Source organism: Actinomadura luteofluorescens (assembly GCF_013409365.1).
In the GTDB taxonomy this organism is placed as follows: Bacteria; Actinomycetota; Actinomycetes; order Streptosporangiales; family Streptosporangiaceae; genus Spirillospora; species Spirillospora luteofluorescens.
On record NZ_JACCBA010000001.1, the window covers coordinates 4,685,564 to 4,698,632 of the forward strand.

A 13,069-nucleotide genomic window follows, 5' to 3' on the forward strand; every position below is an offset into this window, starting at 1 on the left:
GGCTGGCGGAGCGCCAGAGAGAAGGCCCTCGGGGGCCGGAAGAGGGAGTGCACCGTGGAACCCGGTGGTCAGCTGAACATGCAGGAACTCCTCCAGCAGGCGCAGGCCATGCAGGAGCAGCTCTTCAACGCCCAGCGCGAGCTCGCGGAGACCGAGGTGACGGGGACCGCCGGCGGCGGGCTCGTGACCGCGAAGGTCAACGGGCAGGGCGAGGTCACGGGGCTGACGATCGACCCGAGGGCGATCGACGCCGACGACCCGGCCGACACGGCGGAGACGGTCGCCGACCTGGTGCTGGCCGCGATCCGCGACGCGGCCCGCGAGGCGCAGGAGCTCCAGCAGGAGAAGATGGGCCCGCTCGCCCAGGGGCTCGGCGGCGGCGGGGGCATCCCCGGCGGCTTCCCCGGCCTCGGCGGCGCCTGAACCGAGACACGCTAAGAAAGGAGGGGTCCGTTGTACGAAGGGGTGGTTCAGAACCTCATCGACGAGCTGGGCAGGCTGCCCGGTGTCGGCCCCAAGAGCGCGCAGCGGATCGCCTTCCATCTCCTCGCCGCCGACCCGGCCGACGTCGAGCGTCTCGGCAAGGCGCTCAAAGAGGTCAAGGACAAGGTCCGCTTCTGCAAAACCTGCGGGAACGTTGCAGAGGAAGAGGAGTGCCGGATCTGCCGTGACGCGCGCCGCGACCCCCACATCATCTGCGTGGTGGAGGAGTCCAAGGACGTCGTCGCGATCGAGAAGACCCGCGAGTTCCGCGGCCGCTACCACGTGCTCGGCGGCGCGATCAGCCCGATCGAGGGCGTCGGCCCGGACGATCTGCGCATCCGCGAGCTGATGCAGCGGCTCGCGGACGGGGCGGTGACCGAGCTGATCCTCGCCACCGACCCCAACCTGGAAGGCGAGGCGACCGCGACGTACCTCGCCCGGCTGGTCAAGCCCATGGACATCACCGTCACCCGACTGGCCAGCGGCCTTCCGGTGGGTGGCGACCTCGAGTACGCCGACGAGGTCACGCTGGGCCGCGCATTCGAAGGACGGAGGCTGCTCGATGTCTGACACCAACAGCCCGCAGGACTGGGACGCCCTCGCCGAACGCGTGGCGTGCCACGTCGACAACTACCTGGACGGCCTGGAGGCGGTCGCCCGCGGCGACGGCGGGACGCACACGATCCCGCTTCTCCTGCTGGAGGTGTCGCAGGTCATCCTGGCCGGCGCGCAGCTCGGCGCCAGCGCCGACGTGATCCTTCCTGACAACTGGGAGCCCGAGGTGGGCGACGACCCCGACCTCGACTCGATCCGGCAGGGCCTGGCCGAGCGCCTCCAGGCCATGGACGAGTACGTCGAGGTCTTCGACCCCTACAAGGACACCGAGCCGACCTCCTACCGCCTGTCGGACGACCTTGTGGACGTCGCCAGCGACCTCGTCCACGGGCTCCGCCACTACAACCAGGACCGTCCTCTGGAGGCCCTCTGGTGGTGGCAGTACTCCTACTTCAACCACTGGGGCAACCACGCCGGCGCCGCCCTGCGGGCCCTGCACGCCTACGTCTCCAACGCCCGCCTGAGCGTCGCCACGGAGGCGGCCACGGAAGCCGCCCCTGCCTGACCCGGCCGCGCCTCGCCTAGCCGGACGCGGCGGGGCCGGTCCGCGCGCCCAGCGCCCACGCGATCAGTTCGGCCGCCTTCTCGACGTCCGAGCCGATCTGACCGCTTCCCCCGGAGTGCCACGCGAACTGTCCGAGATCGTCGTCCCAGGCGACCCGGGCCTCCTGGCCCCGGTACGAGACGTGCAGCAGACCGCCGCCCCCGTCCGGTCGTCCCGTCGCCACCTGCGGAGCCCTCCGCCGCAGCGCCGCGTACAGGGACGGCAGCGGTCCCCGGCGAACCCTCGGCAACTCGTCGAACTGGCCCATCAGCTCTCCCATCAGCTCCCTCACCACCGCACCCGCCCCTCACCGGGTCATGGCACGGACGCGGCGGATCCCCGGTGGACGAGATGAACCGCGGCACACCGCCAACGCCTGCCTTTACATAGACGCCTGACCCCCCGTCCGGGTGGTCCGCAAAAACGATCTGGGCGGCGCCCGGAGAGCCTCATACCGCTCACCCCACAGCAACCCTCACGTCACCAGCGCCTCAGCGACCTCATCCCGTTTCCGACGCTGGAGGCGATCTGTGCTGCGACTCGGCATATCTTCGCGGTCGGCCAGGTTGGTGGGCTCGACGAGTTCTGATCCCTGGTCGGGTGTGCCGGTTCAGGTGCGGGGGTTGTGGAGGGGGACCCTGGCGGCCTGGGCGGCCATGGCGGCGATCTCTTGGACGTCCATGGAGGCCAGGGGTTCGATGCCCAGCAGGTAGCGGCAGTAGGCGATGCCGAGCGTCTGGCTCAGCAGGAGGGCGGCGCGCTCGCGGACGGCGGGGTCGTCCGGCAGGGCCTTCTCCAGGGCCGGGACGATCTCCTTGTCGAAGATGGCCTGGACGCGGGCCGCGGCGTCGGGGTGGGTGGGGGCCGTGCGCAGCAGGACGGCCTCGGCGGTGTTCTCGCCGGTCTCCCAGCGGGCCAGGAACGCCTGGATGTAGGCGGCCGCCGCGTCGTCGGCGCCTCCGAGGTCGGGGACGGCGAGGTCGATGACCGAGGCGGCGGCGTAGAGCTCGGCCTTGCTGCCGAAGTAACGGATGACCATGGACGGGTCGATGTCGGCGTCCGCGGCGATCGCGCGGATCGTCGCGCGCTCGTAGCCGTCCTCGGCGAACCGGCGCTGGGCCGCGTCCAGGATCGCCGTCCGGGTCGCCGCCGAACGCTCGGTGAAAGCCATGCCGCCAACCTATGCCATCAAGCGTTGGCAAACACGAGGACAACGGTCTAGAGTCCATCACAAGTTGGCCATCAAGCGTTGGCAAACAACTATTGGCAACTGGAGTGATCATGAACGCTCTTCCGGAGTCGACCGGCGTGCTCGTGGTCGGCGCGGGGCCCGCCGGGCTGTCCCTCGCCGCGTCGCTGCGGCAGAAGGGGGTGGACGCCGTCCTGCTGGACCGGGCGGCGGAGGGCGCGAACACCTCCCGGGCGGCCGTGGTCCATGCCCGCACCCTGGAGACGCTGCGCGAGGTCGGGGCGACCGGCGAGCTGGTCGAGCGCGGCATCATCGTGCCGCGCTTCACCGTCCGGGAGCGGGACCGCGTGCTGCTCACCGTCGAGTTCGGCGACCTGCCGACCGACTTCCCCTACACGCTGCTCGTCCCGCAGAACGTCACCGAGGAGATCCTGCTCGGACGGCTGCACGCGGCGGGCGGCGTCGTGCACCGGCCCTTCGAGGTGACCGGGCTTGAGCAGGACGAAGACGGGGTGACGGCCACCCTGGCCGATGGAGGGCAGATCCGCGCGGCCTACGCGGTCGGGACGGACGGGATGCACAGCACCGTCCGCGAACACGCCGGGATCGCCTTCGAGGGTGACGCCTACCCGCAGTCGTTCGTCCTCGCCGACGTGCACCTGGACTGGGCCGGCGGCAGCGAGGAGGTCATGCTGTTCTTCTCCGCGGAGGGTGTCACGGTCGTCGCGCCGCTGCCCGGCGGGCGGCACCGCATCGTCGCGACCGTCGACGAGGCGCCCCGGGAACCGACCGCCGCCGACGTCCAGGCGCTCATGGACGCGCGCGGCCCCAGGCGCCACCCCGCGCTGATCAAGGACGTCGTGTGGAGCTCCCGCTTCCGCGTCCACCACAGGCTGGCGGCGCACTACCGCGCGGGCCGCGCCTTCCTCGCCGGTGACGCCGCCCACGTCCACAGCCCGGCGGGCGGGCAGGGCATGAACACCGGCATCCAGGACGCGCTCAACCTCGCCGGCAAGCTCGCCGCCGTGCTGGGCGACGGCGCGCCCGACACCGTCCTGGACGAGTACGAGGCCGAGCGCCGTCCCGTGGCCGAGCAGGTCGTCTCCTTCACCGACAAGATGACCAACGTCGCGACCGTCGGCAGCCCGGTGCTGCGCGGCATGCGCAACACCCTGCTGCGCACCCTCGACTGGATCCCCGCCGTCCACCGCACGATGGCGATGAACCTCTCCGAACTGTCCACCGACCCCACCCGCCACTAAACCCATTGCCGCAGGCGGGGGTGGCGGCGCAGCATGCGGGGGTGCGCTGGCCGAGCGCCTGGACGAGGGGCTCGGCCTGCTCGAACGCTACTGGTCCGGCGAGCCGGTCACCCACCACGGGCGGCACTACCGGGTCGAGGACGTGGCGCTGCTTCCGGCCACGGCGCAGCGGCCGCGACCGCCGGTGTGGATCGCCGGGTTCTGGCCGAACCGGCGGCCGATGCGGCGGGCCGCCCGCTGGGACGGCGCCGTCCCGCTGTTCGGCCCCGGCTCCCACGGCCGCGCGCCCGACGTCGAGGACGTCCGCGACCTGGCCGCCTACGTCCGGCGGCACCCGTCCTGCGCCGCATCGAACAGGGCCCGCCGGCGCTCTGACGTCACCGTCCCGTCAGGTTTCCCGTGAAACCGGCCGGGTGAACCGCGAGGTCAGCGACCGCGGGCCAGCACGTCGCGGGCCACGGCGTCGCGTTCGGCGGCCTCCTGCTCGGCCACGCGCCGCTCGGCTTCGGCGCGGGCGTCGTAGGCGGTCCGGGCGGCGGCGATCGCGCTCTGGTGCTCCTCGGTCCACACGACGAGCGACCGGATCGTCTCGTGCAGGGTCGCGCCCATCGGCGTGAGCGCGTAGTCGACGCGCGGCGGGACGGTCGGGTGGACGGTGCGGCTGACGAGCCCGTCGCGTTCGAGGTGCCGGAGCGTCCGCGCGAGCATCCGCTGGCTGATGCCGTCGATCCGGCGGCGGAGTTCGGTGAAGCGCAGGGTGCGCTGGTCGAGCAGCGCGATGACGAGCAGGGACCACTTGTCGGCGATGCGGTCGAGGATCTGCCGGACCTCGCAGTCGTTGCGGGTGTGCCACTGCAGAACGTCCTCGTCGGCGGCGGTGACCCCGCAGTAACCGGGGGACGCGAAAGTTCCGTCTTCCATGCTTCCCGATGGTGTCGGACGATGCTGCCGGTAACAAGAGGGAACCGGCACCCATCGGGGGAACCGGTGCCTCGGAGGAGAGGAGCCGGGTCATGTCCACATCCGCGTCCCGCATGGACGGCCGCGCCTGGGCGTCGCTGCTGGTCCTGTGCGGTGCGGTCTTCCTGGAGGGGATCGACGTGGCGATGCTCAACGTCGCGCTCCCGTCGATCCGGGCGGACCTGGGGCTTTCGACCGGGATGCTGAGCGGCGTCATCAGCGCCTACGTCCTCGGTTACGGCGGGTTCATGCTGCTCGGCGGGCGCGCCGCCGATCTGCTCGGCCGGCGGCGGGTGTTCCTGTTCTGGCTGGCGGTCTTCCTGGTCTTCTCCGGCCTCGGCGGCCTGGCCACCGAGGGCTGGATGCTGCTGGTCGCGCGGTTCGTCACCGGGGTCGCGTCGGCGTTCATGGCACCGGCGGGGCTCGCCCTCGTCACCGCGGCGTTCCCGGCCGGGCCTGCCCGGACCCGGGCGCTCGGCGTCTACGCGGGGACGGCGGCGGGCGGCTTCTCGCTCGGCCTCGTCGCGGGCGGCCTGCTGACGTCGCTCGGCTGGCGCTGGGTGTTCTTCGCGCCGGTCATCCTGTCGGCGCTGCTGCTGGCGGCGGCCGTCCCGCTGGTCGCCGACCCGGACGCCGCCGGGCCGAGGAGGGGCGCGCGCGGATTCGACCTGCCGGGCGCGTTCGCCATCACGGGCGCCATGCTGCTCCTCGCCTACGGGGTCGTCCGGCTGGAACGCCCCGGCGACGGCGCCGCGCTCACCGCGGCCGTCTTCGCGGGAGGACTGCTCCTCCTCGCCGTGTTCACCGTGATCGAGCGCCGGTCGCCGAGCCCGCTCGTCCGCCTCGGCGCCCTGCGGTCGGCCGCCCTCGTCCGGACGGACGCGAGCGCGCTGCTGTTCATCGGCGCCTTCGCGGGCTTCCAGTTCCTGATGACCCTGTACCTCCAGGAACTCCGGGGGTGGACGACGTGGCAGACCGGCCTCGGCATGCTCGTCATCGGCCTCGACACCGTGCTCGCCCCGACCTTGACCCCGCGCCTGGTGAACCGCTTCGGCAACCCGCGGGTTCTGCTGGGCGGCATCGTCCTCGCGGCCGTCGCCTACGGACTGTTCCTGCCGGTCGGGCTCGACTGGGCCTACACCGCCATGTTCCCGATCATGGCGCTGCTCGGTCTGGCGTTCGCCCTGGCCTACGGCCCGCTGACGATGGCCGCCACGGACGGCGTCGACGAGCGCGAGCACGGTCTGGCGGGCGGCCTGCTCTACACGGCGATCCAGTTCGGCGCGGCCCTCGGCCTTTCCGCCGTGACGGCCGTCCAGGTCGCGGCGCTCGGCGGTGACGAGTCTCCGGAGGCCCGCCTCGACGCGCTCCGGGCGGCCCTGGCCGTCCCTTTCGCCGCGGCCGTCGCCGCCGCCCTGATCACGGCGTTCGGCCTCCGCGCTCGTCCCGCGAAGGCCGCCGAACCGGCACAGGAATCCGTCAAGACCGCCGCCTAGGGCAGCCGAGGACAAGCGACGGGCGGGCGTGCCATGGACCGGCACGCCCGCCCGGTGGCGGCGCGGAGGGCGCTACGTGATCGGTGCCTTCCAGGTCGCCTCCCAGGTCTGCGGTCCGACGATGCCGTCGACGTTCAGCCCCTTCTCCCTCTGGAAGGCCACGCAGACCTCCTCCGAGTGGGTGCCGTAGATGCCGTCGACCACGAGGCTCGTCCAGCCGCGCTTGAGCATCTTGTCCTGCCAGGTGCGGACGTCGTCGCCCTTCATCAGGGCGAGGAACCGGCCCGGCCAGGGCGGAGCCTGTACCGCTTCTTGCACGCTTTGATCGGTCATGCCGATCACCTCCTCATGGATGGGTGGAGGGTTCATTTGTCCGCGTTCGCGGGCCGCCGTTCACCGTCGCGGCTCGGAACCGGCACGGACGCCGGGGGCGGTGCCGGCACCGCGGCCGTGGCCGTCGCCTCCGAGACGGAGGTCTCCCGCGGCGTCTTCGGGTCGGCGGTCCCGTGCACGCCTTCCAGGATCTGGCGGCCCTGCTTGTCCACGAAGTTGGTGAACAGCTCCTGCGAATAGCCGAGCAGGACCGCCCAGGCGATGATCTGGCCGGACGAGTCGAGGGCGCTCAGCCCCGGCACGACCTCGCCGCGCAGGAGCATGATCCCGAGCACGGCCACGAGCGCCCCGGTGGGGAGCTTCAGCAAGGCCAGCGCCACGGGAATGCCGTAGGCGTTCGAGCTGCCCCGGACCTTCCGCAGGGCGGCGGCCGCCGCGATACAGGCCGCCGTCAGCCCGGCGATCTCGACGATGGCGTAATCGCCCGGCGAGGCCACCGAGCCGGGAGCGCTCGCAGGCGGCACATCGACGGTCCGGCTGGGGCAGGCGATCTTGTTGGCAGGCGTGAAGCACAGGGGCACGGCCGACTTCCAGAAGGCCCCGGCCACGGCGAGAGCGCACGCGAGACAGAACAAGCCGAACGCCGTCATCCAGACGATTCGCGCAAAATTCACGGCGCGCAGCCTCTCGCGCAGGGAGGCCTCACGCGCGGCATCGACCGCGTCCAGCACGGTCGACAACTGCGGAATCGACGGCGTGGAATGGTCGGCACCGCGCGTCGCCGTCCACCAGTGGTGTCGCCCCGCCGCGGCGTGGGCGTTCTGGCTCGCGGCGCACGCCTGCTGCAGTTCCCACGCGGCCTTCTCGGCGGCGATCCGGCGGGTGTCGTCCGGGGGGAGATGCTGCTTGATGATGGCGAAAAGGTCCGGAAGGTGGGGTACGAGGTCCTCTGAAGGAAGCGTGCGCAGCCACATGGTCCGAGCGGAATTGACATGCATCTGAGCCGCGGCCAGGTGTGACGAGGTCCGGGCTCGGGTGTGCTTGTCGAGATCGAGGACCCGGCAGGCATTGTCCAGGGCGAGTGAGGCATTGGAGACGAGTTGCGCGTGCTCGGCGGACTGCGGGCGCGTGCCCTTGGAGGCCAACTGGGCCTCCAATTCCCGGACGTTCGCGTGCACTCCCTCGCAGAGGACCCATGAGGCCCGCTCACGGTTCCATTCGTATATCCGCGAGATCGGTGTTCGCGACAGCCAGTGCCACATCGGCACCCCCTCGGTACGGCACTCGTCCGTGCACCGCCCTCGGCCTCAGATTATTCGCGCGTACCGGCCGTCAAGAATCCATGGCGCGTACATTCTGCGCCACGGTCGTGCATGCCGCGCGGGGGTCCGGAGGGGGTGGGACGCGGGGGTCGGTCCTGGTCACGGAGTTACCTGGTCGTGACCCACCGGCGCGGGCTCTGTAGACTCGACGACCGAAACGCCTGACCCCGATCCGAGGAGCGCCCACTCGTGGCTCTTGTCGTGCAGAAGTACGGTGGCTCCTCCGTCGCCGACGCCGAAGGCGTCAAGCGGGTCGCCCAGCGCATCGTCGCAACGAAGAAGGCGGGCAACGACGTGGTCGTCGTTGTGTCCGCCATGGGCGACACGACGGATGACCTCATCGACATGGCCAAGCAGGTCAGCCCCCTGCCGCCCGGCCGTGAGCTGGACATGCTGCTCACCGCCGGCGAGCGGATCTCGATGGCGCTGCTGGCCATGGCCATCGCGAACCTGGGCCACGAGGCCCGCTCGTTCACCGGCTCCCAGGCCGGTGTGATCACTGACGGCTCGCACGGCAAAGCCAAAATCATCGATGTGACGCCGGGACGGATCCGGACCGCGCTGGACGGCGGCTCGATCTGCATCGTGGCGGGGTTCCAGGGCGTCTCGCAGGGAACCAAGGACATCACGACGCTCGGCCGCGGCGGGTCCGACACCACGGCGGTCGCGCTGGCGGCGGCCCTGGACGCCGACGTCTGCGAGATCTACTCCGACGTCGACGGCGTCTTCACCGCCGACCCGCGCATCGTGCCCGCCGCCCGCAAGATCCCGAAGATCTCCTACGAGGAGATGCTGGAGATGGCGGCCAGCGGGGCGAAGATCCTGCATCTGCGCTGCGTGGAGTACGCGCGCCGCTACAACATCCCGATCCACGTGCGGTCCTCGTTCAGCCAGAAGGTGGGCACGTGGGTCGTCGACAGCAGCGAGATCGAAGGACAGGACATGGAGCAGGCGATCATCTCCGGCGTCGCGCACGACCGGAGCGAGGCCAAGATCACCGTGGTGGGGGTGCCCGACAAGGTCGGTGAGGCCGCCACGATCTTCACGGTGCTGTCCGAGGCCGAGATCAACATCGACATGATCGTGCAGAACGTGTCGGCGGCGTCCACCGGGCGCACCGACATCTCGTTCACGCTGCCGTCCACCGACGGGCAGAGCGCCCTCACCGCGCTGAACAAGCTGAAGGAGAAGATCGGCTTCGAGTCGCTGCGCTACGACGACCGCATCGGCAAGGTGTCGCTGATCGGCGCCGGGATGCGGTCGCACCCGGGCGTCACCGCCTCGCTGTTCGGCGCGATCGCCGAGGCCGGGGTGAACATCGAGATGATCTCCACCTCGGAGATCCGGATCTCGGTCGTCGTGGCCCAGGACGACATCGACACGGCGGTCGCCGCCGCGCACCACGCGTTCGACCTCGACGCCGAGCAGGTCGAGGCCGTCGTCTACGGCGGCACCGGCCGCTGACCGCACGTCCGAGCGGGCCGCACGGATTTCCGTGCGGCCCGCTTTGTCGTGCTCGTCCTGTGACGCGTGACGCTGACGCCGTCCGCCCGCGGTGGGAGGGTCGTCGAGGGAACCGGCCGCACGCGGCGGGAGTTGGACGTGCGGACGACTCGACGGCGAGAGGGTGACGCGACCATGGCCCTGAATGCCCGGCCGGCCGGCGCGAGGACCAGGGGGACGGGCGGGCCGACGCTCGCCGTCGTCGGAGCCACGGGGGCCGTCGGGGCCGTGCTGATCGACCTGCTGTCCACCCGCCGCGACGTGTACGGGGAGATCCGGCTGGTCGCCTCGCCCCGGTCGGCGGGGCGGACGCTGGCGCTGCGCGGCGCGGACGTCGAGGTCGCGCCGCTGGCGCCCGAGGTGTTCGACGGCGTCGACATCGCGGTGTTCGGCGTGCCGGACGCGGTGGCCGCGCGGTGGGTGCCGGTCGCGACGGGGCGCGGCGCAGTGGCCGTCGACAACTCCGGAGCGTTCCGGATGGCGCCGGACGTGCCGCTCGTCGTCCCGGAGGTGAACCCGGAGCGGGTGCGCCGGCGCCCGCGCGGGATCGTCGCGAGCCCCAGCTGCACCACGCTGTCGATGATCATGGTGATCGGGGCGCTGCACCGCCGGTACGGGCTGCGCGAGCTCGTCGTGTCGTCCTACCAGGCCGCGTCGGGCGTCGGCCTGGAGGGCGTCGACACCCTGTACGAGCAGATGGAGAAGGTCGGCGGCGACCGCGCGCTCGGCAACCGCGCGGGCGACCTGCGCTGCGCGGTCGGCGAGTTCGGGCCGTTCCCGGCGCCGCTCGCGATGAACGTGGTGCCGTGGGCGGGCGAGGTGCGCGACGGCGGCTGGAGCTCGGAGGAGCTCAAGATCCGGGAGGAGTCGAGGAAGGTGCTCGGCCTGCGCGACCTGCGGGTGACGGCGACGTGCGTCCGCGTCCCGGTGGTGACGGCGCACTCCCTGTCGGTCCACGCGGTGTTCGAGGACCGGGTCGACCAGCGGGAGGCGCAGGCAGTCCTCGCCGGATCGCCGGGCGTCGTCCTGTGCGACAACCCGGAGACGCAGGAGTTCCCCACGCCCGCGGACGTCGTCGGCACCGATCCCGCGTGGGTGGGGCGGGTGCGGCGCTCGCTGGACGACCCGAAGGCGCTCGACCTCTTCCTGTGCGGCGACAACCTCCGCAACGGCGCGGCGCTCAACACCGCCCAGATCGCCGAGCTGGTCGCCGCCGAGCTCACCCCCTGAGGGCCGCGAGGACGGCGGAGGTGTCCAGGTAGAACGGGCGGAACTCGCTGACCAGGCCGTCCCGGACCGTGATCCATTGCAGGACGGACGTGTCCACCTCCCGCCCGGTCGCGCGGGCCCGGAAGACGCAGTCGTTGCGGACCGTGACCGTCTCGCCGTCCACCGCGTAGTGCTGCTCGCGGAACGTCAGCTCCGACCACAGCTCGCTCATCACGGCCATGAACCGCTCCATGCCGTCGTGGCCGCGCCACGTCCCGCCGTAGGGGAGGCTGGGCGCCTGGTACATCACGACGTCCGGGGCGAGGTGCGCCGCCATCACGGAGAAGTCCCCCTTCCCGGGGCCGCCGGCGGCCAGGTAGTCCGCTTCGGCGGCGTAGAAACGTTCGAGGGCTTCCAGGGCATCGGTCATGCGCGGTGAACACCGCGGCGGGACGACGGGTTGCACCGCGCGGCGGATGGCGGCACGAGCGGGAGGCCGTACTCGGGCTTAGGGTGGCATGCGTGACCGAGACGAAGGCCGTGAAGTCCGAGCAGACGCGCGCCCTGATCGTCGAGACGGCGCTGCGCCTGTTCCGGGAGCGCGGATACGAGCAGACGACGATGCGGGCGATCGCCAAGGAGGCGGGTGTCTCGGTCGGCAACGCCTACTACTACTTCGGGTCCAAGGAAGAGCTGATCCAGGCGTACTACGACGAGCTGCAGGACGAGCACGTCGCCGCCTGCCGGGGCCGTCCTGGACGCCGAGCGCGAGTTCGCGCCCCGGCTGCTGGGCGTCCTGAAGGCCCGGGTCGACACGATGATCCCGTACCACGAGTTCGCCGGGAAGTTCTTCAAGTTCGCCGCCGAGCCGACCAGCCCGCTCAACCCGTTCAGCGCCGAGTCGGGCCCGGCCCGCGACTCGGCGGTGGCGATCTACCGCGAGGTCGTCGAGGGCTCCGACCTGAAGATCGACAAGGAGTTCCGCGCGGAGCTGCCCGAGCTGCTGTGGATCTACTCGATGGGCATCGTGCTGTACTGGGTGCACGACAGCTCGCCCGGCTGCCGCAAGACCTACCTCCTCGTCGAGCGGACGGTTCCGCTGGTCAACCGCATGGTCGCGATGTCGCGCATCCCGGGCTTCAAGTCGGTGACCCGCGAGCTGGTCGGCATCATCCGCGAGGTCCGCGCCTGATCGTGATGTCCCAGTGGTCCTTCTCGCGGGCGAACACGACGCCCTCGGGAGACCGGTGGAGCCGCGCGCCGTCCCCCCGCACGCCGATGGACGGGTAGCGCCGCACCGCCTCGTCGACGCAGGTCCCCGTCGCGATGTCGATCTTGTAGCCGTTCGCGTGGCTGTAGGTGCCGCCCGCGTGGCCGTGCTCGGTGCCGCCGGTGACGGTGACCTCGCAGCCGCTCGACTCCGCGAAATCGATCAGGCTTCGGAGGGTTCCCCAGCGGATGCCCTCGAAGGAGGTGCAGGTCCGCACCGTCCGGTCGGAGCAGCGGCCGGTGGAGCGCCAGCCGATGCCGCTCGCCCGCAGCGCGTACTCGGCGAGCTGCTGGTCCAGGCGCTGCGAGCTCGGCAGGTCCGGCAGGACGTCCCGTGGCGGGACGGTCCGCTTCCGCGCGGCCGGCGATGCCGCCTCGGGGCGCGACGCGGTCTCGGGACGTGGCGCCGCCCCGGGAAGGCCCGCGGTCTCGGGACGTGGCGCCGCCCCGGGAAGGCCCGCGGTCTCGGGACGGGACGCCGCCTCGGGTGGGGACGCGGTCTCGGGACGCGACGCGGCCTCCGGAGGGGACTCAGCCTCGAGGCGGGACGCGGACGCCGGGGCGAGCAGGCGTCCCGCCGGGAACGGTGGTTCGGCGCCCGCCGCGGTCCGCGGGCCGGGAGACGGCCGCGTCGCGGCGGACGCGCGGGGAGGGGCGAGCGCGAGCAGGGTGGCGGCGATGGCGAGGGCGGTCGCCGCGGCGGCCGGGCGGAAGGCCGGATGGTGGGCGATGCCGGGCGCCCGGCCGCACTCGGACGGCATGACGCAGTGGATGCTGCACGGCCGTGGCATGTGCGATCCCCCCGATCGGTGATGTCCGGGGGGCGAGAGCCGGTCCTGCCTGGACCGGTGGTGCGTGCGGCCGATCGGAGGGATGCCCGAAGG

The 13,069-nt window shown here is 71.8% G+C and carries 16 protein-coding genes; 9 read left to right on the plus strand and 7 right to left on the minus strand.

The annotated features are described in order from the left end of the window. The first annotated feature begins 54 nt into the window (after positions 1–54). The 3 genes from BJY14_RS21790 to BJY14_RS21800 are packed head-to-tail and all read left to right on the plus strand — an operon-like array spanning position 55 to position 1,603. Complete coding sequence (locus BJY14_RS21790; RefSeq protein ID WP_179845323.1) at positions 55–423, plus strand: YbaB/EbfC family nucleoid-associated protein; 369 nt, start codon at positions 55–57, stop codon at positions 421–423. A gap of 30 nt (positions 424–453) precedes the next feature. Further along, the gene (recR, locus tag BJY14_RS21795; RefSeq protein ID WP_089310736.1) at positions 454–1,053 is read left to right on the plus strand and encodes a recombination mediator RecR; all 600 of its coding nucleotides are present in this window, start codon (positions 454–456) and stop codon (positions 1,051–1,053) included. Next, positions 1,046–1,603, plus strand: a complete 558-nt coding sequence (locus BJY14_RS21800; protein WP_179845324.1) for a DUF5063 domain-containing protein — start codon at positions 1,046–1,048, stop codon at positions 1,601–1,603. The genes recR and BJY14_RS21800 overlap by 8 nt, the downstream gene beginning before the upstream one ends. A 16-nt stretch (positions 1,604–1,619) precedes the next feature. On the opposite strand, the gene BJY14_RS21805 is transcribed toward BJY14_RS21800, so the two are convergent. After that, positions 1,620–1,922, minus strand: coding sequence for a hypothetical protein (locus tag BJY14_RS21805; protein ID WP_179845325.1), 303 nt, complete (start codon positions 1,920–1,922; stop codon positions 1,620–1,622). A gap of 330 nt (positions 1,923–2,252) precedes the next feature. Then, positions 2,253–2,813 carry a TetR/AcrR family transcriptional regulator gene (locus BJY14_RS21810; protein WP_179845326.1) on the minus strand — a complete coding sequence of 187 codons (561 nt, stop codon included), beginning with the start codon at positions 2,811–2,813 and terminating at the stop codon, positions 2,253–2,255. Between the two features lie 110 nt (positions 2,814–2,923). Here BJY14_RS21810 and BJY14_RS21815 point away from each other — a divergent pair, with 110 nt between their 5' ends. Then, complete coding sequence (locus BJY14_RS21815) at positions 2,924–4,093, plus strand: FAD-dependent oxidoreductase (RefSeq protein ID WP_179845327.1); 1,170 nt, start codon at positions 2,924–2,926, stop codon at positions 4,091–4,093. 58 nt (positions 4,094–4,151) lie between these two features. Further along, positions 4,152–4,496, plus strand: a complete 345-nt coding sequence (locus BJY14_RS21820) for an LLM class flavin-dependent oxidoreductase (RefSeq protein ID WP_281382337.1) — start codon at positions 4,152–4,154, stop codon at positions 4,494–4,496. A gap of 23 nt (positions 4,497–4,519) precedes the next feature. Here BJY14_RS21820 and BJY14_RS21825 read toward each other — a convergent pair whose 3' ends face one another. Next, positions 4,520–5,014 carry a winged helix-turn-helix transcriptional regulator gene (locus BJY14_RS21825; protein WP_179845328.1) on the minus strand — a complete coding sequence of 165 codons (495 nt, stop codon included), beginning with the start codon at positions 5,012–5,014 and terminating at the stop codon, positions 4,520–4,522. 92 nt (positions 5,015–5,106) lie between these two features. Here BJY14_RS21825 and BJY14_RS21830 point away from each other — a divergent pair, with 92 nt between their 5' ends. Further along, positions 5,107–6,549, plus strand: coding sequence for an MFS transporter (locus tag BJY14_RS21830; RefSeq protein ID WP_218905543.1), 1,443 nt, complete (start codon positions 5,107–5,109; stop codon positions 6,547–6,549). 72 nt (positions 6,550–6,621) lie between these two features. Here BJY14_RS21830 and BJY14_RS21835 read toward each other — a convergent pair whose 3' ends face one another. Then, positions 6,622–6,882: a peptidoglycan-binding domain-containing protein gene (locus BJY14_RS21835; protein WP_246396021.1), complete on the minus strand. Its 261-nt coding sequence runs from the start codon at positions 6,880–6,882 to the stop codon at positions 6,622–6,624. A 32-nt stretch (positions 6,883–6,914) separates the two neighbouring features. Next, entirely contained in the window at positions 6,915–8,144 is a 1,230-nt protein-coding gene (locus tag BJY14_RS21840; protein WP_179845330.1) for a hypothetical protein, read from the minus strand. 249 nt (positions 8,145–8,393) lie between these two features. On the opposite strand from BJY14_RS21840, the gene BJY14_RS21845 reads away from it, so the two are divergent. Continuing rightward, on the plus strand, positions 8,394–9,668 hold the full coding sequence (locus tag BJY14_RS21845) for an aspartate kinase (RefSeq protein ID WP_179845331.1): 1,275 nt from the start codon (positions 8,394–8,396) through the stop codon (positions 9,666–9,668). Between the two features lie 174 nt (positions 9,669–9,842). Further along, positions 9,843–10,937 carry an aspartate-semialdehyde dehydrogenase gene (locus tag BJY14_RS21850; RefSeq protein ID WP_179845332.1) on the plus strand — a complete coding sequence of 365 codons (1,095 nt, stop codon included), beginning with the start codon at positions 9,843–9,845 and terminating at the stop codon, positions 10,935–10,937. On the opposite strand, the gene BJY14_RS21855 is transcribed toward BJY14_RS21850, so the two are convergent. After that, the gene (locus BJY14_RS21855) at positions 10,927–11,346 is read right to left on the minus strand and encodes a nuclear transport factor 2 family protein (RefSeq protein ID WP_179845333.1); all 420 of its coding nucleotides are present in this window, start codon (positions 11,344–11,346) and stop codon (positions 10,927–10,929) included. The genes BJY14_RS21850 and BJY14_RS21855 overlap by 11 nt on opposite strands. 387 nt (positions 11,347–11,733) lie before the next feature. Between BJY14_RS21855 and BJY14_RS45425 the strand changes: the two genes are divergently transcribed. Next, positions 11,734–12,108 carry a TetR family transcriptional regulator C-terminal domain-containing protein gene (locus tag BJY14_RS45425; protein WP_246396022.1) on the plus strand — a complete coding sequence of 125 codons (375 nt, stop codon included), beginning with the start codon at positions 11,734–11,736 and terminating at the stop codon, positions 12,106–12,108. Here the strand turns inward: BJY14_RS45425 and BJY14_RS44505 are convergent. After that, positions 12,086–12,976 carry a hypothetical protein gene (locus tag BJY14_RS44505; protein ID WP_218905544.1) on the minus strand — a complete coding sequence of 297 codons (891 nt, stop codon included), beginning with the start codon at positions 12,974–12,976 and terminating at the stop codon, positions 12,086–12,088. The two genes, BJY14_RS45425 and BJY14_RS44505, sit on opposite strands and share 23 nt — an antisense overlap. Between the last annotated feature and the right edge of the window lie 93 nt (positions 12,977–13,069).

Coding starts and splice junctions, on each gene's coding strand:
- BJY14_RS44505 (WP_218905544.1), bottom strand. CDS start 12,976: ATGCCACGGCCGTGCAGCATCCACTGCGTCATGCCGTCCGAGTGCGGC.
- BJY14_RS21830 (WP_218905543.1), top strand. CDS start 5,107: ATGTCCACATCCGCGTCCCGCATGGACGGCCGCGCCTGGGCGTCGCTG.
- BJY14_RS21850 (WP_179845332.1), top strand. CDS start 9,843: ATGGCCCTGAATGCCCGGCCGGCCGGCGCGAGGACCAGGGGGACGGGC.
- BJY14_RS21805 (WP_179845325.1), bottom strand. CDS start 1,922: ATGGGAGAGCTGATGGGCCAGTTCGACGAGTTGCCGAGGGTTCGCCGG.
- BJY14_RS21835 (WP_246396021.1), bottom strand. CDS start 6,882: ATGACCGATCAAAGCGTGCAAGAAGCGGTACAGGCTCCGCCCTGGCCG.
- BJY14_RS45425 (WP_246396022.1), top strand. CDS start 11,734: ATGATCCCGTACCACGAGTTCGCCGGGAAGTTCTTCAAGTTCGCCGCC.
- BJY14_RS21840 (WP_179845330.1), bottom strand. CDS start 8,144: ATGTGGCACTGGCTGTCGCGAACACCGATCTCGCGGATATACGAATGG.
- BJY14_RS21810 (WP_179845326.1), bottom strand. CDS start 2,813: ATGGCTTTCACCGAGCGTTCGGCGGCGACCCGGACGGCGATCCTGGAC.
- BJY14_RS21855 (WP_179845333.1), bottom strand. CDS start 11,346: ATGACCGATGCCCTGGAAGCCCTCGAACGTTTCTACGCCGCCGAAGCG.
- BJY14_RS21825 (WP_179845328.1), bottom strand. CDS start 5,014: ATGGAAGACGGAACTTTCGCGTCCCCCGGTTACTGCGGGGTCACCGCC.
- BJY14_RS21800 (WP_179845324.1), top strand. CDS start 1,046: ATGTCTGACACCAACAGCCCGCAGGACTGGGACGCCCTCGCCGAACGC.
- BJY14_RS21815 (WP_179845327.1), top strand. CDS start 2,924: ATGAACGCTCTTCCGGAGTCGACCGGCGTGCTCGTGGTCGGCGCGGGG.